The organism is Pseudomonas sp. NGC7 (assembly GCF_047159675.1).
Classification (GTDB): Bacteria; Pseudomonadota; Gammaproteobacteria; order Pseudomonadales; family Pseudomonadaceae; genus Aquipseudomonas; species Aquipseudomonas kermanshahensis.
In genome coordinates, this window is the sequence record NZ_BAAFZY010000001.1 from 246876 (window position 1) to 262318 (window position 15443).

At 63.8% G+C, this 15443-nt stretch carries 17 protein-coding genes; 14 read left to right on the forward strand and 3 right to left on the reverse strand.

The features are described from left to right. Nucleotides 1–81: 81 nt before the first annotated feature. The 5 genes from ACMCNM_RS01095 (at nucleotide 82) to ACMCNM_RS01115 (ending at nucleotide 4309) form a co-directional block, all read left to right on the forward strand. Entirely contained in the window at nucleotides 82–423 is a 342-nt protein-coding gene (locus tag ACMCNM_RS01095; RefSeq protein ID WP_027595105.1) for a hypothetical protein, read from the forward strand. A 200-nt stretch (nucleotides 424–623) separates the two neighbouring features. Then, nucleotides 624–1523, forward strand: coding sequence for a TauD/TfdA dioxygenase family protein (locus ACMCNM_RS01100; protein ID WP_085273907.1), 900 nt, complete (start codon nucleotides 624–626; stop codon nucleotides 1521–1523). Nucleotides 1524–1541: 18 nt separating this feature from the next. Continuing rightward, nucleotides 1542–2561 (forward strand): ABC transporter substrate-binding protein, encoded by a 1020-nt coding sequence (locus ACMCNM_RS01105; protein WP_085273906.1) that lies wholly within the window; start codon nucleotides 1542–1544, stop codon nucleotides 2559–2561. A gap of 6 nt (nucleotides 2562–2567) precedes the next feature. After that, complete coding sequence (locus ACMCNM_RS01110) at nucleotides 2568–3431, forward strand: ABC transporter ATP-binding protein (protein WP_027595108.1); 864 nt, start codon at nucleotides 2568–2570, stop codon at nucleotides 3429–3431. A gap of 14 nt (nucleotides 3432–3445) precedes the next feature. After that, nucleotides 3446–4309: an ABC transporter permease gene (locus tag ACMCNM_RS01115; protein WP_027595109.1), complete on the forward strand. Its 864-nt coding sequence runs from the start codon at nucleotides 3446–3448 to the stop codon at nucleotides 4307–4309. Nucleotides 4310–4426: 117 nt separating this feature from the next. Here ACMCNM_RS01115 and ACMCNM_RS01120 read toward each other — a convergent pair whose 3' ends face one another. Then, on the reverse strand, nucleotides 4427–4987 hold the full coding sequence (locus ACMCNM_RS01120; RefSeq protein ID WP_027595110.1) for a WYL domain-containing protein: 561 nt from the start codon (nucleotides 4985–4987) through the stop codon (nucleotides 4427–4429). A gap of 206 nt (nucleotides 4988–5193) precedes the next feature. Here ACMCNM_RS01120 and ACMCNM_RS01125 point away from each other — a divergent pair, with 206 nt between their 5' ends. The 9 genes from ACMCNM_RS01125 (at nucleotide 5194) to ACMCNM_RS01165 (ending at nucleotide 14693) form a co-directional block, all read left to right on the forward strand. Next, the gene (locus tag ACMCNM_RS01125; RefSeq protein ID WP_099452585.1) at nucleotides 5194–5988 is read left to right on the forward strand and encodes a tetratricopeptide repeat protein; all 795 of its coding nucleotides are present in this window, start codon (nucleotides 5194–5196) and stop codon (nucleotides 5986–5988) included. A 287-nt stretch (nucleotides 5989–6275) separates the two neighbouring features. After that, complete coding sequence (locus ACMCNM_RS01130) at nucleotides 6276–6728, forward strand: MarR family winged helix-turn-helix transcriptional regulator (protein ID WP_027595112.1); 453 nt, start codon at nucleotides 6276–6278, stop codon at nucleotides 6726–6728. Continuing rightward, nucleotides 6725–8812 carry an FUSC family protein gene (locus ACMCNM_RS01135; RefSeq protein WP_027595113.1) on the forward strand — a complete coding sequence of 696 codons (2088 nt, stop codon included), beginning with the start codon at nucleotides 6725–6727 and terminating at the stop codon, nucleotides 8810–8812. Before ACMCNM_RS01130 ends, ACMCNM_RS01135 begins: the two co-directional genes overlap by 4 nt. Then, nucleotides 8809–9021: a DUF1656 domain-containing protein gene (locus ACMCNM_RS01140; protein WP_027595114.1), complete on the forward strand. Its 213-nt coding sequence runs from the start codon at nucleotides 8809–8811 to the stop codon at nucleotides 9019–9021. Before ACMCNM_RS01135 ends, ACMCNM_RS01140 begins: the two co-directional genes overlap by 4 nt. Then, complete coding sequence (locus tag ACMCNM_RS01145; RefSeq protein WP_412763809.1) at nucleotides 9018–9893, forward strand: efflux RND transporter periplasmic adaptor subunit; 876 nt, start codon at nucleotides 9018–9020, stop codon at nucleotides 9891–9893. Before ACMCNM_RS01140 ends, ACMCNM_RS01145 begins: the two co-directional genes overlap by 4 nt. Next, a complete protein-coding gene (locus ACMCNM_RS01150) occupies nucleotides 9890–11308 on the forward strand; it encodes an efflux transporter outer membrane subunit (RefSeq protein ID WP_412763810.1) in 1419 nt (472 codons plus the stop codon). Before ACMCNM_RS01145 ends, ACMCNM_RS01150 begins: the two co-directional genes overlap by 4 nt. 627 nt (nucleotides 11309–11935) lie before the next feature. Continuing rightward, nucleotides 11936–12190, forward strand: a complete 255-nt coding sequence (locus tag ACMCNM_RS01155) for a hypothetical protein (protein ID WP_412763811.1) — start codon at nucleotides 11936–11938, stop codon at nucleotides 12188–12190. Between the two features lie 16 nt (nucleotides 12191–12206). After that, entirely contained in the window at nucleotides 12207–12458 is a 252-nt protein-coding gene (locus ACMCNM_RS01160; RefSeq protein WP_099428037.1) for a DUF3077 domain-containing protein, read from the forward strand. A 291-nt stretch (nucleotides 12459–12749) separates the two neighbouring features. Beyond that, nucleotides 12750–14693 (forward strand): FTR1 family protein, encoded by a 1944-nt coding sequence (locus tag ACMCNM_RS01165; protein ID WP_412763812.1) that lies wholly within the window; start codon nucleotides 12750–12752, stop codon nucleotides 14691–14693. A 27-nt stretch (nucleotides 14694–14720) separates the two neighbouring features. Here ACMCNM_RS01165 and ACMCNM_RS01170 read toward each other — a convergent pair whose 3' ends face one another. Together ACMCNM_RS01170 and ACMCNM_RS01175 are read right to left on the reverse strand one after the other, a co-directional pair. Further along, complete coding sequence (locus ACMCNM_RS01170) at nucleotides 14721–14966, reverse strand: TIGR02647 family protein (protein ID WP_027595121.1); 246 nt, start codon at nucleotides 14964–14966, stop codon at nucleotides 14721–14723. A 69-nt stretch (nucleotides 14967–15035) separates the two neighbouring features. Then, nucleotides 15036–15335: a hypothetical protein gene (locus tag ACMCNM_RS01175; protein WP_027595122.1), complete on the reverse strand. Its 300-nt coding sequence runs from the start codon at nucleotides 15333–15335 to the stop codon at nucleotides 15036–15038. Nucleotides 15336–15443 lie beyond the last annotated feature (108 nt).

Consider the following 15443-nt stretch of genomic DNA (forward strand, 5'->3'; position numbering starts at 1 on the left):
TGCGCCGGGCCTGCGTGCCCGGGAATCTTTGCCTATGCTGCTGTCTACCTACAAGGAACCAACGTGACGAGGGACACCGCCATGTTCTACGTGCAACGCAACGCTAGCGGCCAGTTGCTGCGGGTAGAAGCAGCCTCTTTTGACGAATTCACCGAAATACTCCCTGCTGACCATGCCGACGTTCAGGAATGGTTTGCCGACGACGAAGTGGAAAACAGCCTCAAAGAGCTCAAGCAAAGTGACCTGGACATGATCCGCGTGCTTGAAGACTTGATCGATGTGCTGACCGCCAAGGGTGTGTTCAGCATCACCGACCTACCGGCTGGGGCGCAGGCCAAGCTGCTTAACCGTTCCAAGGCGCGCAAGGCGCTGGGCAGCCTGAACAACCTGATCGATGAAGAAGAGCAGGGCGGGTTGATCTGACCGCGGATCAGCCCCGACCTACAGTGATATGGTTATTCATTAAAGATATTTAAAATATCTTTCTTATGACTTTATAGTTGCTCCCACTGCGTACCCGTCGACCAATCGATGCGCCGCACGACTTGAACCCACACGGGAAATCCCCGTGCGTTTCTGATCGTTGCGCGCCTTTGACGTCGCGCACTGCGTGGGAGTGAACCATGTCCGCCGCCTCGAACGCCTTGTCGTCCATCGACAGCGCCCAGCCGCAAAGCTTTGAAATCCGCCCGTTCTCCGGTGCCGTCGGTGCCGAGATCATCGGCCTGGACCTGACCCGACCGGTCAACGCCGAGGATTTCACCCAAATTCATCGCGCCCACCTCGATCACCATGTACTGGTGTTCCGCGACCAGCGCATCACCCCGGAGCAACAGATCAGCTTCAGCCGCCGTTTCGGCGAGCTGCAGATTCATGTGCTCAAGCAGTTCCTGCTGACCGGGCACCCCGAAATCCTGATCGTTTCCAACATCGTCGAAGACGGTCGCAACGTCGGCCTGGGCGATGCTGGCAAGTTCTGGCATTCGGACCTGTCGTATAAAGAGCTCCCCAGCCTGGGTTCGATGCTGCATGCCCAGGAGCTGCCCAGCGAGGGTGGCGATACGCTGTTCGCCGACATGCACAAAGCCTGGGACGCCGTGCCCGAAGCCCTGCGCAAGGTAATCGCCGGCCGCGACGCGGCTCATTCCTACACGGCCCGGTATGCCGAGACCAAGTTCGAAGGCAACTGGCGCCCGGCCCTCAGCGCCGAGCAATTGGCCCAAGTGCAGGAAGTGATCCACCCGGTGGTACGCACCCACCCGGAAAACGGCCGCAAGGCGCTGTTCGTCAGCGAAGGCTTCACCACCCGCATCGTCGGCCTGCCAGACGACGAAAGCCGCGACGTGCTGCAGCAGCTGTATGCCCTGAGCGTGCTCGAGCAGAACATCTACCGCCATCAGTGGCAGCCCCACGACTTGGTGTTCTGGGACAACCGTTCGCTGATCCACCTCGCCACCGGCTGCCCCGCGCACCTGCGGCGCAAGCTCTATCGCACCACCATCCAGGGCGATGCCCCGTTCTGACGACTGAGGAAACACACCATGCGTAAATCCATCAGCCGCCTGGCGGCAAGCATTGGCCTGGGCGCGAGTCTGGTCGTCGGCAGCCTGGCGGCCCCCGCCGTGGCCCAGGCCGAAGGCAAAATCCGCATCGCGGAACAATTCGGCATCGTCTACTTGTTGTTGAACGTGGTGCGTGACCAGCACCTGATCGAAAAACACGGTAAAGAACAGGGCGTCGACATTGAAGTCGACTGGGCCCAGCTCTCGGGCGGCGCGGCCATCAACGATGCGCTGTTGTCCGGCTCGGTGGATATCGCCGGTGCTGGCGTTGGCCCGCTGCTGACCGTCTGGGACCGCACCAAAGGCCGGCAGAACGTGAAGGCGGTCGCCTCGCTTGGCAACTTCCCGTATTACCTGGTCAGCAGCAACCCGAATGTGAAGACCATCGCTGACATCTCCGAGAAAGACCGCATCGCCGTGCCAGCCGTGGGCGTCTCCGTGCAGTCGCGCTTCCTGCAGTACGCCGCCGCCCAGCAGTGGGGCGACAAGGAATACAACCGCCTCGACAAATACACCCTGGCCGTACCGCACCCCGATGCCACGGCCGCGCTGATCGCCGGTGGCACCGAACTGAACGGGCACTTCTCCAACCCACCGTTCCAGGACCAGGCGTTGGCCAACAAGGATGTGCACGTTGTGCTCAACAGCTACGACCTGCTTGGCCCCAACTCGCCGACCCTGTTGTTCGCCACTGAAAAATTCCGCACGGACAACCCCAAGACCTACAAAGCCTTCGTCGACGCGCTGGCCGAGGCCGCAGACTTTGCCCAGAAGGACAAGGCCGCCGCTGCTGACACGTACATCCGCGTGACCAAGGCCAAGATCGACCGCGATGTGCTGATCAAGCTGATCGACAACCCGCAGTACGAGTTCACGGTAACGCCGAAGAACACCTACAAACTGGCGGATTTCCTGTATCGGGTTGGCGCCATCAAGCACAAGCCGGAGTCGTGGAAGGATTACTTCTTCCAGGATGAACGCCCGCTGCAAGGGAGCTGATCGATCATGACCGCCCCATTGCCAGGCCACGCGGCCAGCAACCTGAGCCGTGTCGCCACGCCACCGCTGCTCTCGGTGGATAACCTCAGCCTCGAATACCGCACCGCGCAACGCGTGGTGCGGGCCACCCACCAGGTCAGCTTCGAAGTCGACCGCGCCGACCGTTTCGTCTTGCTGGGGCCTTCGGGCTGCGGCAAGTCCACCTTGCTCAAGGCCGTGGCCGGGTTCATCGAGCCCCAGGAAGGGCAAATTCTGCTGCAGGGCCAGCCCGTCAAAGGTCCCGGCCCTGACCGCATCGTGGTGTTTCAAGAGTTCGACCAGTTGCCACCCTGGAAGACGGTAAAGCAGAACGTCATGTTCCCTTTGCTGGTATCGGGCCAGCTCAAGCGTGCCGAGGCCGAGGACCGCGCGCTGCACTACCTGGACAAAGTCGGCCTGGCCGCCTTTGCCGATGCCTACCCACACACCCTTTCTGGCGGCATGAAGGCGCGCGTGGCGATTGCCCGGGCCTTGGCCACCCAGCCGAAGATCCTGCTGATGGACGAGCCGTTCGCCGCGCTGGACGCGCTGACCCGGCGCAAGATGCAGGAAGAGCTGCTGCTACTGTGGGAAGAGGTGCGCTTTACCCTGCTGTTCGTGACCCACTCCATCGAAGAAGCGCTGGTGGTCGGCAACCGCATCTTGCTGCTGTCGCCGCACCCAGGCCGGGTACGGGCCGAGGTACACAGCCATCAATACGACCTTGGCAGCCTGGGCGCCGCCGATTTCCAGGCCAGTGCCCGGCGTATCCATCGCCTGTTGTTCGATGAAGCGGACACGCCCGAGCAGGCCGACGACCTTGGCTTCAACGATATCCGTATCGCCTACTGACAGGAGCTTCAGCCATGACCACTACACCTGTACGTCAGGAATACGAGGTGCAGCTGGAGCCGCTGCTCAGTGTGCCTCTGGAACGCCAACTGCCCTTAGCCCAGCGCTTGTGGCAGCAAGGCTGGCTGCGCAAGGCTGTCATCCTGGTGGTGATCGCCGCGCTGTGGGAGGCCGTGGCCCGCTATCAAGGCAACGACCTGCTGCTGCCAAGCTTTCTGCAAACCTCTGCTGCGCTGTGGGACGGCCTGCTCAGTGGCGAGTTGCCCGCCAAGGTCGGCGTGTCGCTGGTGATCCTGCTCAAAGGCTATGTGCTGGGTATTGTGCTGGCGTTCGGCTTGACCAGCCTGGCGGTGTCGACCCAGCTTGGCCGTGACCTGCTGGGCACCTTGACCTCCATGTTCAACCCCTTGCCGGCAATCGCCTTGCTGCCGCTGGCGCTGTTGTGGTTCGGCCTGGGCGACAACAGCTTGATCTTCGTGCTGGTGCACTCGGTGCTATGGGCGCTGGCGCTGAATACGTATGCGGGCTTTCTCGGGGTGTCCGAGACGTTGCGCATGGCCGGTCGCAACTATGGCCTCAAGGGCCTGCGCTTGGTGCTGCACATCCTGGTGCCGGCGGCCTTGCCGTCGATTCTGTCGGGCTTGAAGATCGGCTGGGCGTTTGCCTGGCGCACCTTGATTGCCGCCGAACTGGTGTTTGGCGCCAGCAGCGGCAAGGGCGGGCTGGGTTGGTACATCTTCCAGAACCGCAACGAGCTGTACACCGACAAGGTGTTTGCCGGGTTGGCGGTGGTGATCTTGATTGGTTTGCTGGTCGAGGGGTTGGTGTTCAACACCCTGGAGCGGCTGACCGTGCGGCGGTGGGGGATGCAGCGCTAGCCAGTAAGCCAGCCCCGGCCTCTTCGCGGGCAAGCCCGCTCCCACAAGGTCATCACCAACTTTGAAGGAGTGCACCCCCTGTGGGAGCGGGCTTGCCCGCGAAGAGGCCGATACAGGCTATGGATTCTGGTACTGAGCCGCCGCGTTGCTCAGCATCTTGCCAATCTCTTCGCGCAACCCCTCTGGTTGCTCAACCACCACCCCATCCCCCTGGCTCAGCAGCCACCAACGCAGCGGCCAGCCATCGCTTACCGTGGCCCGCAACCGATGCCCATGCTCCAGCGCCGTCAGCTGCATGTCGCTGCTCAACGGCGCCTCGCGCAACTGCCGCGCCAAGGCATCACTGACCCGCGCCACCAGCTCTACCCCCTCGCCTTGGGCCGGCTGCAGCGCATCACCGCGCAAGTACGTCAGCAAGTCGAAATTGCCGCGCAGCTCGCCCACGGCACTCGACGACCAGTGCCAGCCGAACGGTATGCTCTTGTCATTGCGCTCCAGCGGAAAAATCAGCGACAACTCGTTGAGGTCGCGCTCAACCGTGCGTTTGCTGACATTGAACCCCACATCACGCAGGCGCCACACCAGCTCGGCGCTGGTGATGCCTGGGGAGCGGCTGGGCAGTTGGCGCAGCAGCGCCCACTGACGACTGAGGGTGGCGCGAGTGGTGGCGAACGGCAAAAGATAACGTCCTTGTCTAGGCTTGCCGCAATAGGATGGCGGCACGAGCGGGGCATGGCAATTGGCCACAGCCTGCTCAGATCAAGGAAGTCGCATTTGGTTGCCTCGTGCCGAATCGTTCGCGACAGGTTTTGTCGTGACGTCACGCAGAATCACGCCTCATCACAGCCGAGGTCGAGGTTGTGTGTCGTTCAATGAGGATGAACATGTCTGCTGCCAGCAATATCCATTCGCTGCTTGCCCGTCTTCTGCCAGAGCGGGTCATCGCCCCGCCAGCCCCTGCCGGGAGGCGTCATCGGCTGTTTGCCGGGGTCGGGCTGCCCAGCCAGCGGTCGTTGCTGGTCAGCCGCCTGGACGAGGCCAGCGATTTGCAGGGTGTGTACGCCGACCTGCGCCGCCAAGCGCTGCAAGGCAGCGTGGCCGCACTGAATGACCTCGGCTGGATCTGGCTCAATGGCAAGTACTGGCGTGCCGACACCGTGCTGGCCGGCCACCTGTTGCGCATGGCGGCCTTGCAGGGTAACGCCGCGGCCTGGTTCAACCTGGGCCAGCAGCATTACTTCGGCAAAGGCATCGACACGTCTTACGTGCAGGCGGCCGAGTGTTATCGGCAGGCGTTTGACCGCGGCATGTTGCATGCTGCCGCCGCACTCGGTGACTTGTATGAAGAAGAAGTGTGCGATGGCGACCTGGACTGGCAGGTCGACCTGGTGCAGGCCTACCAATGGTTTTTGCGCGGTGCCCAGCGGGGCGAAGCGCGGTGCCGGTTCGAGGTGGGGTACCGGCTGATGCATGGCCTGTATGTGGAGGCTGATATCAAAGGCGCGCTGTATTGGCTTGAGCTGGCGGCTGCGGCCGGGGTGATGCAGGCGGCCGAGGAGCTGGCGGTGCACTTCAGCAGCCGCGACCGCGCGCGGTACCTGGACTGGCGCGACCGGGCAGTGCAGATGGGTAGTACGCTGGCGCTGACGATGAAGCTGGAAGACCAGGTCCAGCCCTGATTGTTAAAGCAAATTCGGCCCGCAACGCAGTCCCGTGTAGGAGCGGCCTTGCGTCGCGAAAGGGCTGCGAAGCAGCCCCAGATTCTATCGTCTATGCAGATATTGCTGGGGCTGCTTCGCAGCCCTTTCGCGACGCAAGGCCGCTCCTACACACAGAGCGCGCACGGGCTAAAGACCACGCATGAACAGAATTTCACCCACGCTACCCGTCGCCCACTGTTGACGACAGGGGGAGGGCCAGGCGTATATTGATAGTTAGCAAACTATGAATATCCTTGGTTCCCTTCATGACCCTTGATCTCCTGCGCCTGCAAGTCAGCAGCGGCATGGTGGTTGCCGCTCGCCATTGGCGGCGCATCTGCCACGCGGCCCTGACTGGCTACGGCATTTCTGAAGCCTGCGCCGCGCCGCTGTTGATGATCGTGCGCCTGGGCGACGGCGTGCATCAGGTGGCGGTGGCTCAGGCCGCTGGCCTCGAAAGCCCGTCGCTGGTACGCCTGCTCGACCAGCTGTGCAAAGCCGGGCTGGTGTGCCGCAGCGAGGACCCTCTCGACCGCCGCGCCAAGGCCCTGAGCCTGACCGCCGAAGGCCGCACTTTGGCCGAATCCATCGAAGCCGAGTTGGTGCGCTTGCGCCGTGAGGTGCTGCAGGGCATCGACCAGGCTGACCTCGAGGCCGCCTTGCGCGTGCTGCGCGCGTTCGAAGCCGCTGGCCTCGGCACACCCGGCGGGGCAGCATGAACGGATTCTTCAGCTCAGTACCCCCAGCCCGCGATTGGTTCTACGGCGTGCGCACCTTCGCCGCGTCGATGATCGCCCTGTACATCGCCCTGCTCATGCAGCTGCCGCGCCCGTACTGGGCGATGGCGACCGTCTACATCGTCTCCAGCCCGTTCGTCGGCCCGACCAGTTCCAAGGCCCTGTACCGCGCCTTGGGCACCTTGCTCGGGGCCGGCGGGGCGATATTCCTGGTGCCACCCTTGGTGCAGTCGCCGCTGTTGCTGAGCGTCGCCATCGCCTTGTGGACCGGCACCTTGCTGTTCCTCTCGCTGAACCTGCGCACCGCCAACAACTACGTGCTGATGCTGGCGGGCTACACGCTACCGATGATTGCCCTGGCCGTGGTCGACAACCCCACCGCGGTGTTCGATGTGGCCTCGTCGCGGGCTCAGGAAATTTGCCTGGGCATCGTCTGCGCGGCCGTGGTCGGTGCAATCTTCTGGCCGCGCCGCTTGGCCCCGGTGGTGGTTGGCTCGACCGGCAACTGGTTTGCCGAGGCGATCCGCTACAGTGATACCTACCTGGCCCGTGACGTCGCCGCCGACAAGGTGGGCGGCATGCGTGCTTCGATGGTGGCCACGTTCAACACCCTGGAAATGATGATCGGCCAGCTCGGCCACGAGGGTGCCGGCCCCCACACCCTGAAGAACGCCAGCGAGCTGCGTGGGCGGATGATCCACCTGCTGCCGGTGATCGACGCCCTGGACGACGCCCTGGTCGCCCTCGAAGGCCGTGCGCCTGTGCAGTTCGCCCAGTTGCAACCGTTGCTGGCCGAGGCCCGCGAGTGGCTCAAAGGCACTGCCGACGATGCCTCCCTGGCGCCCTGGGCCGCCTTGCACGAGCAGATCACCCGCCTGCAACCCAGCGCCGCCGCACTGGACCAGCGCGCCGGCCTGCTGCTGTCCAACGCCTTGTATCGCCTGACCGAGTGGGTCGACCTCTGGCAAGACTGCTGCACCCTCCAGCACGCCCTGCGCAAGGACGACGCCACGCCCTGGCGCGCCGCTTACCGCCACTGGCGCTTGAGCCGCCTGACGCCCTTCTTCGACCGGGGCCTGATGCTGTACTCGGTGTTCTCCACCGTCACCGCGATCATCGTCGCCAGCGGCTTGTGGATTCTGCTCGGCTGGAACGACGGCGGCAGTGCGGTCATCCTCGCGGCCGTGGCCTGCAGCTTCTTTGCCGCGATGGACGACCCGGCGCCGCAGATCTACCGGTTCTTCTTCTGGACGCTGATGTCGGTGATCTTCTCCAGCGTCTACCTGTTCCTGGTGCTGCCCAACCTGCACGACTTCCCGATGTTGGTGCTGGCATTCGCCGTGCCGTTCATCTGCGTCGGCACGCTGACCGTGCAGCCGCGCTTCTACCTCGGCACCTTGCTGACCATCGTCAACACCGCCACCTTCATCAGCATCCAGGGCGCGTACGACGCAGACTTCCTGACTTTCATCAACGCCAACCTGGCCGGCCCGGTGGGGCTGCTGTTCGCGTTCATCTGGACCTTGCTGCTGCGCCCGTTCGGCGTCGAGTTGGCAGCCAAGCGCATGACCCGCTTCGCCTGGCGCGACATCGTCGAGATGACCCAGCCCGCTACCCTGGCCGAACACCGCCAGGTCGGGGTACAGATGCTCGACCGCCTGATGCAGCACCTGCCACGCTTGTCGCAGACCGGCCAGGACAGCGGCGTGGCGCTGCGTGACCTGCGCGTAGGCCTGAACCTGCTCGACCTGCTGGCCTACATGCCCCGCGCCAACCCGCAGGCCCGTGAGCGCCTGGCCACGGTCATCGAGGAAGTCGGCGCCCACTACGCCGCCTGCCTGCGCGCCAACCAACGCCTGCACGCCCCGGCCACGCTGTTGCGCAACATGGAGCGCGCGCGGCAAGGGCTGGCGCTGGACGACCACAACGACCGCGGCGATGCCCGCGTGCACCTGCTGCATGCCCTGAGTGGCCTGCGCTTGGCCTTGCTGCCTGGGGTCGAGGTGATGCTCGAGCCGACCGAACAACCGCAACTGCCCCCCGGCATCGATGGAGCCCCACTGTGATCGGTGATCTGGATATCAGCGGGGTGTTTCTGCCCACGCTGCTGGTGATGATGGTGTTCACCTACCTGCTGTTTCTGGGCGTGCATGCCTTGCTCGTGCGCCTGCATTTTTACCGCCTGGTCTGGCACCGGGCTTTGTTCAACGTTGCCCTCTACGCCGTAATGCTGGGCGCGGTCGACCACTTTTGCCGAAACCTGATGCTGCCATGAAAAAACCTTTGCTGACCCTGGGCCGTGTGGTCCTGACCTTGCTGGTCGTGAGTTTCGCCGCCGTGCTCGTGTGGCAGATGGTGGGCTACTACCTGTTCGCCCCCTGGACCCGCGACGGCCACATCCGCGCCGACGTGATCCAGATCGCCCCGGATGTGTCCGGGCTAATCCAGAAGGTCGAGGTGGGTGACAACCAGGTGGTCAAGCGCGGCGACGTGCTGTTCACCATCGACCAGGACCGCTTCAGCCTGGCCCTGCGCCAGGCCAAGGCGACCCTCGCCGAGCGCGAGGAAACCCTGGCCCAAGCTGCTCGCGAGACGCGCCGTAACCGCAAGCTGGGCAACCTGGTCGCGGCCGAGCAACTGGAAGAGAGCCAGTCCCGCGAAGCCCGCGCCCGCTCGGCGGTCAACGAGGCACAGGTGGCCGTCGATACCGCCCAGCTCAACCTCGATCGCTCGGTGGTGCGCAGCCCGGTGGATGGCTACCTCAACGACCGCGCCCCGCGTAACCACGAATTCGTCACCGCCGGCCGCCCTGTACTGTCGGTGGTCGACAGCGCCTCGTACCACGTCGATGGCTACTTCGAAGAAACCAAGCTCGGTGGCATCCACATCGGCGATGCCGTGGACATCCGCGTGATGGGCGACAACACCCGCCTGCGCGGCCACGTACAAAGCTTTGCCGCTGGCATCGAAGACCGCGACCGCAGCAGCGGCGCCAACCTGCTGCCCAACGTCAACCCGGCGTTCAGCTGGGTGCGCCTGGCCCAGCGGATTCCGGTGCGTATCGCCTTCGACGAAGTGCCGGAAGACTTCCGCATGATCGCCGGGCGCACGGCAACGGTGTCGATCATCGAGGACAAGCGCCCATGAAACGCCTGATGCTGGTGGGCATGGCCCTGTCCCTCGGTGCCTGTGCCCTGGTTGGCCCGGATTACGAAGTGCCGAAAGACGCGGCCGTGCAGCGCAGCGACCTCAACGGGCCGCTGCGCCAGGACGCCTACAGTGTGGTGTCGGCGCCGGTGCCCGAAGACTGGTGGCAGCTGTACCAGGATCAGCGCCTCAACCAACTGGTGCGCCAGGCATTGAGCGCCAATACCGAGCTGCGGGTGGCTGCGGCCAACATCGCCAAGGCCCGCGCCCAAGTCGAAGTGGCCGAATCGCAGGGCGGTTTTAGTGGTGGCATCAAGGCTGGCGCCCAGCGCTTGCAGGAGTCTGGCGAGGCCTTTTTGCTGCCCGAGAAGGTACCCGTGGCCAATATCGGTGAGGCGATCATCAGTGCCTCCTACCAGTTCGACCTGTGGGGCACGTTCAAGCGCGGCACCGAGGCGGCCAAGGCCAACGCCGACGCGGTGCAGGCCGCAGCGGACACCGCGCGCATTACCCTGGTGGCGGATGTGGTCAAGGCCTATACCCAGGTGTGCTCGGCCAACGAGGAATACCACATTGCCCGCGAGTCGCTGGACCTGCAGGAGCAAGGCGTAAAGCTGAACCAGCGCCTGCGCGATGCCGGCCGTGGCGACGAAACCCAGGTCACCCGCTCGCAGACCCAATTCAAATCCCTGCGCGCCGAACTGCCACGCTTCAAGGCCGAGCGCGAGACCGGCCTGTATACCCTGGCCGCACTGCTGGCAAAACCGGTCGAGCAGCTGCCCGCCGGCACCGCCGATTGCGCCGAACTGCCGCACCTGGCCCAACTGATCCCGGTCGGCGACGGTGCCGCGCTACTCAAGCGGCGCCCCGACGTGCGCCAGGCCGAGCGCCAACTGGCGGCCGCCACCGCTTACATCGGCGTGGCCACGGGCGCGCTGTACCCGGATATCAGCATCGGCGCCCAGGTGGGCACCATCGGTATCCTCGAGAACCTTGGCGAGCCCTCCACCAACCGCTGGGGCTTTGGCCCACAGATCAGCTGGACCATCCCCACCAACGGCACCCGTGCCCGCATCCGCATGGCCGAAGCCTCGACCCAAGCGGCGCTGGCGCATTTCGACGGCGTGGTGCTGAACGCCATCCGCGAGACCCAGACCCGGCTGGCGCAGTACAGCGCCTTGCTCGACCGGCGTGATGCATTGGCCGAGGCAGAGAAGTCGGCCAAGGAAGCGGCGGACCAGACGCACCGGTATTACCAGGCTGGGCGTGAGTCGTTCCTGGCGGATTTGCAGGCGACGCGGACATATACCGATATGCGCGCGCAGTTGGCGGCGGCGAATAGCCAGGTGGCGGTGGGGCAGATTGGGGTGTTTTTGGCGCTGGGTGGGGGATGGAAGGGGGGCGGCACGCCTTGATCGTTTTGGGGGGCGAAGGTGTTTGGCGATAGAGCTGCGGCGCCTATGAGATCGAGCGCCGCCCGCGCGGCGCTTCGCGGGGCAAGCCCGCTCCCACATTTGTTTCGGGCCAATTTTCCTGAGGCATTGGCACGCGCCCCCTTGGCGCCCGCCTCAATATCGCGTCATACAAACAAGGCGGTCGCGCGCCGCCATCACAGGCGAAACTGGCCCGAAACAAATGTGGGAGCGGGCTTGCCCCGCGAAGCGCCGCGCGGGCGGCGCTCGATCTCAAGAGCGCTGAAAATCTGACGGCGAACATCTTGAAGCCGTAAGACATTTCCGAATCTGAAACCAAATGCTTCAGCTCTCGATATCAGGCGAACTATCCTACGCGCCTGTCGGAAGGTGCTGTCTAGGCGGGGAGATGCCCCAGGAATAATGTCCTCGGGTCGCCTCGCAAGGCGATCGGGCGTGAGACACCCGGTTTGCATTCGGTAGCACCGCTTCATGGCGGTCGTGCGCGGGCAGGCTTAGGCCTGGCCGGGGTTACCGTATGTCCCGGGTCTCACTCCGTGCACGACTGCCACCCAATTCCGTGAGACGAGGAGGACGGTAGTTTTTTCTTTCCGCATACGGAGCCCCACCATGAAAAAAATCGTCCCCGACCCGCCGCCCGCAACCCTCCTTCTGCTCGACCCACCCCTCATCACGCTCCAAGACCCTCCCTGCGCCGAAACGTGCGACCTGCTGATCCGCGCCCTGACCCTGACGGTGGAGCAGACCACCTCCGCCCGGCTAGACAGCAGCCCTGGTCTGATGCGTGATGCGATGGGCATGAACATCCGCCTGTTGTGCCGGATGATCAACGCCTTGTGCGACCACACCCGCGCCAGCGCCTGAGCCGAGGACCAACACAATGCGCGACGATCCCACAGCGTCTTCCACCGCAGGCGAGGAAACCTTCGACCTGTTCCGCCTGCAACCTGACGTCCCCTTCAACCACGCCTTCTCTCAGTTGTCCGTACTGCTCGGCTGCATCCGCCACCTGACCACCGAAGCGGAAATGGAGAATGACCGCGTGGCCGGCAGCGCAGCGCGGATTCTCAGCGAGATGGCCAAGGCATTGATCGACGATATGGAGCGGGGGATGGCCAAGGCTGTTCAGTAGTTGTCTAGTGAATACAGGGCTGCCTTGCAGCCCTCTCGATGCAATGCTCTGTGCGCTCTGGGTTCGACTTTACGGAAATCCTCACAATCGGCTTGCTCAAGTTTTTTCTCACTGCGCCATGAAAATTCTGATTTTTAGCATTTTCCCCGATTTTGTTCTGACAATACCTGCGCCTCAGTTTCGACGCCTTCTACAAGAATCAACGCGCCTCCTGGGTTGAAGTTCATTTGTCACAAGATTATTCATGAAATCCGCCCGCTACCCTTGAGAGAAATAGAGTGGAAGTGAACAATGTTCTCTTTCGCATTCCCTTCGAGACTGGCCATGAAAACCCGTTCCCGTCTGCTTGCCTGGCTGCCTGCTTTACTGCTTGGCCCAGTGCTGGCGCTGTGCAGCACCGTGGTGCTGGCCGAAGCCCCCGCCGAGGCCGCCAAGGCCTTGCACCTGCTCGATTACATCGGTGCCGACTACCCGCCGACCGTGCGCGATGGCAAGGTGATCGACGAGGGTGAATACCGCGAGCAACAGGAATTCACTGCGTTACTGGCCGAACTGGTCAAAGGTTTGCCGGCGCATGCGGAGCAAACGGCACTGGAGCAGGGCGTAGAGGATCTGCGCCAGGCCATTGAGCAGCGTCATGAAGGCGCCGCCGTTGCCCGTCAGGCCCGCCAGTTGGGCGCGCGCCTGGCGGTGGCCTACGAGGTTAGCCAGGCCCCGGTGATTACCCCGGACCCGGCCCGCGGGGCTTCGCTGTATGCGCAGAACTGCTCGATCTGCCATGGCGATACCGGCGCCGGCGATGGCCCGGCCGGTGTCGGCCTGGAACCGCCGCCCGCTAACCTACGCAGCGTCGAGCGGATTGACCAGTTGAGCCTGTTCGACCTGTACAACACCCTTGGCCTGGGCATCGAAGGCACCGAGATGCCATCGTTCGCCGATCAGCTCGATGAGCGTCAGCGCTGGGACGTCGCCGCCTATGTGGCAAGCTTCACTGCCCAGCCTGAAGCCGCAAAAGGTGACAAGGTCTGGAACCTGGCCGACCTTGCCCGCCAAACCCCGGCTGAAGTCGCGGCCAACGAAGGCGCCAGTGCGCTGGACGCTTTCCGTGCCCAACGTGCCCAGCCGCCGCAAGTCAAACGCGGCCCGGCGCAGTTGCTCGAGTACACCGCCAGCACCCTGGATAAAAGCCTGGCCGCCTACCGCGAAGGCGATCACGACCAGGCGTATGACTTGTCTGTGGCCGCGTACCTGGAAGGGTTCGAGCTGGTGGAAAGCTCGCTGGACAACATCGATACCCAAGCGCGCAAAGACACTGAAAAATCCCTTATGGCTTACCGCCAGTCACTGCAGGACGGTTTGCCAGTGGCCCAGGCTGAGCAGCGCTTAACTGAAGCCAAGGCCAAGCTCGGCCAGGCCGCCAAGCTGCTGGGCAGCGACGGCCTGAGCTGGTCGCTGAGCTTCATTTCCGGGCTGTTGATTCTGCTGCGCGAAGGCCTTGAAGCGATTCTGGTGCTGGCAGCGGTCCTCGCTTTCCTGCGCAACACCGGCCAGCAGTCGGCTGTGCGCAGCGTCAATATCGGCTGGGGCCTGGCGCTGGTTGCCGGCTTTGCCACCTGGGCCCTGGCGGCTTATGTGATCGACGTGGGCGGTGCCCAGCGCGAGCTGCTGGAAGGCTGCACGGCGCTGTTTGCTGCGGTCATGGTGCTGTGGCTGGGGGTATGGATGCACGACCGCCGCCACGCTGCGGCCTGGCAGGACTACATCAAGAGCAGCCTGGTCAGTGGCGGCGGGCGCTTCGGCTTTGCCATGCTGGCGTTCTTCTCGGTGTACCGCGAGCTGTTCGAGGTGATCCTGTTCTACGAAACCCTGTGGCTGCAGGCGGGGCCTGCCGGGCATCAGGCGGTGCTGGCAGGGGGCGCGACGGCGCTGGTGCTGCTGGTGGGGTTGGCGTGGGTGATTTTGCGCGGCTCGGCCAAGCTGCCGCTGTCGCTGTTCTTCAGCATCAACGCGGCGCTGTTGTGCGCGCTGTCGGTGGTGTTTGCCGGGCACGGCGTCAAGGCACTGCAAGAGGCCGGGGTGCTGGGCACGCGGCCGGTGGCGTTCTTCGAGTTCGACTGGCTGGGCATTCATGCCGATGCCTACTCGCTGGCTGCCCAAGCGGTGGCATTGCTGGCCATCGTGTTCCTGTACGGGCGCTCGCGGTTGGCCGAGAAGCGCAGGGCGGCGGCCAGCTAAGGCCGCCCTCCTGGTATACCTGTTCGATCAGGCCGGTTGTGGCGCCTTGAGAATGTTCTGCAGCAGTTGAACACTGTCGACGGCGTCATGACCCAGGCTGGTCAGGTAGCCACCATCGGGTTGATCGGTCAGCCCTTTCTCGAACAGGCGCTGAGCGGCCGCGATCAGGGCAGGGGAGGCGTGGCTGTTTATCTTGATGCCTTCCTGGCTGCTGTCGTGTTTGAACAGCGCGAGGACTTCCAGTTCGGCGATCAGATCGGGGGTAAAGGACATGGCGACTCCTGACTTCCAGACGAGGATGGCGGCACCGTCATCGGTGCCTGACCTTCGAGTGTAGTCGGGTTATTCGTCGTCGCCTTGATCCATCTCAGGTGGCAGCTCGGGCAGGGCGCGCAGGGCGTTTTCATACCACTCGCTATTGAAGGCGCGGTCTTCCACCAGCATGTTGTCGATCTCGAAGGCCAACACATGGGCCATCAGGTTGAGGATGTCCTCGCGCGCGTAGCCGACCAGGGTGAGCTTGTTGAAGGTGGCTTTGGCGGCAGGCGGCTCGCCGCTTTCGATCTGGTTCTCGATGGCCTGGGTCAGCGTTGCTTCGGCGAAGGCTTCGTCGTCATTGTCGATGTCGGTGGGCTCGCTCATGGCGGTACTCCTGTGATGGGGCATACAGTTTGCCACGCCTGTGCTGGCAATGTCCGGTCATCGACCGGGTGCATGACGCTGGTCAGGCGCTGGCGCAGGGGCTATAAA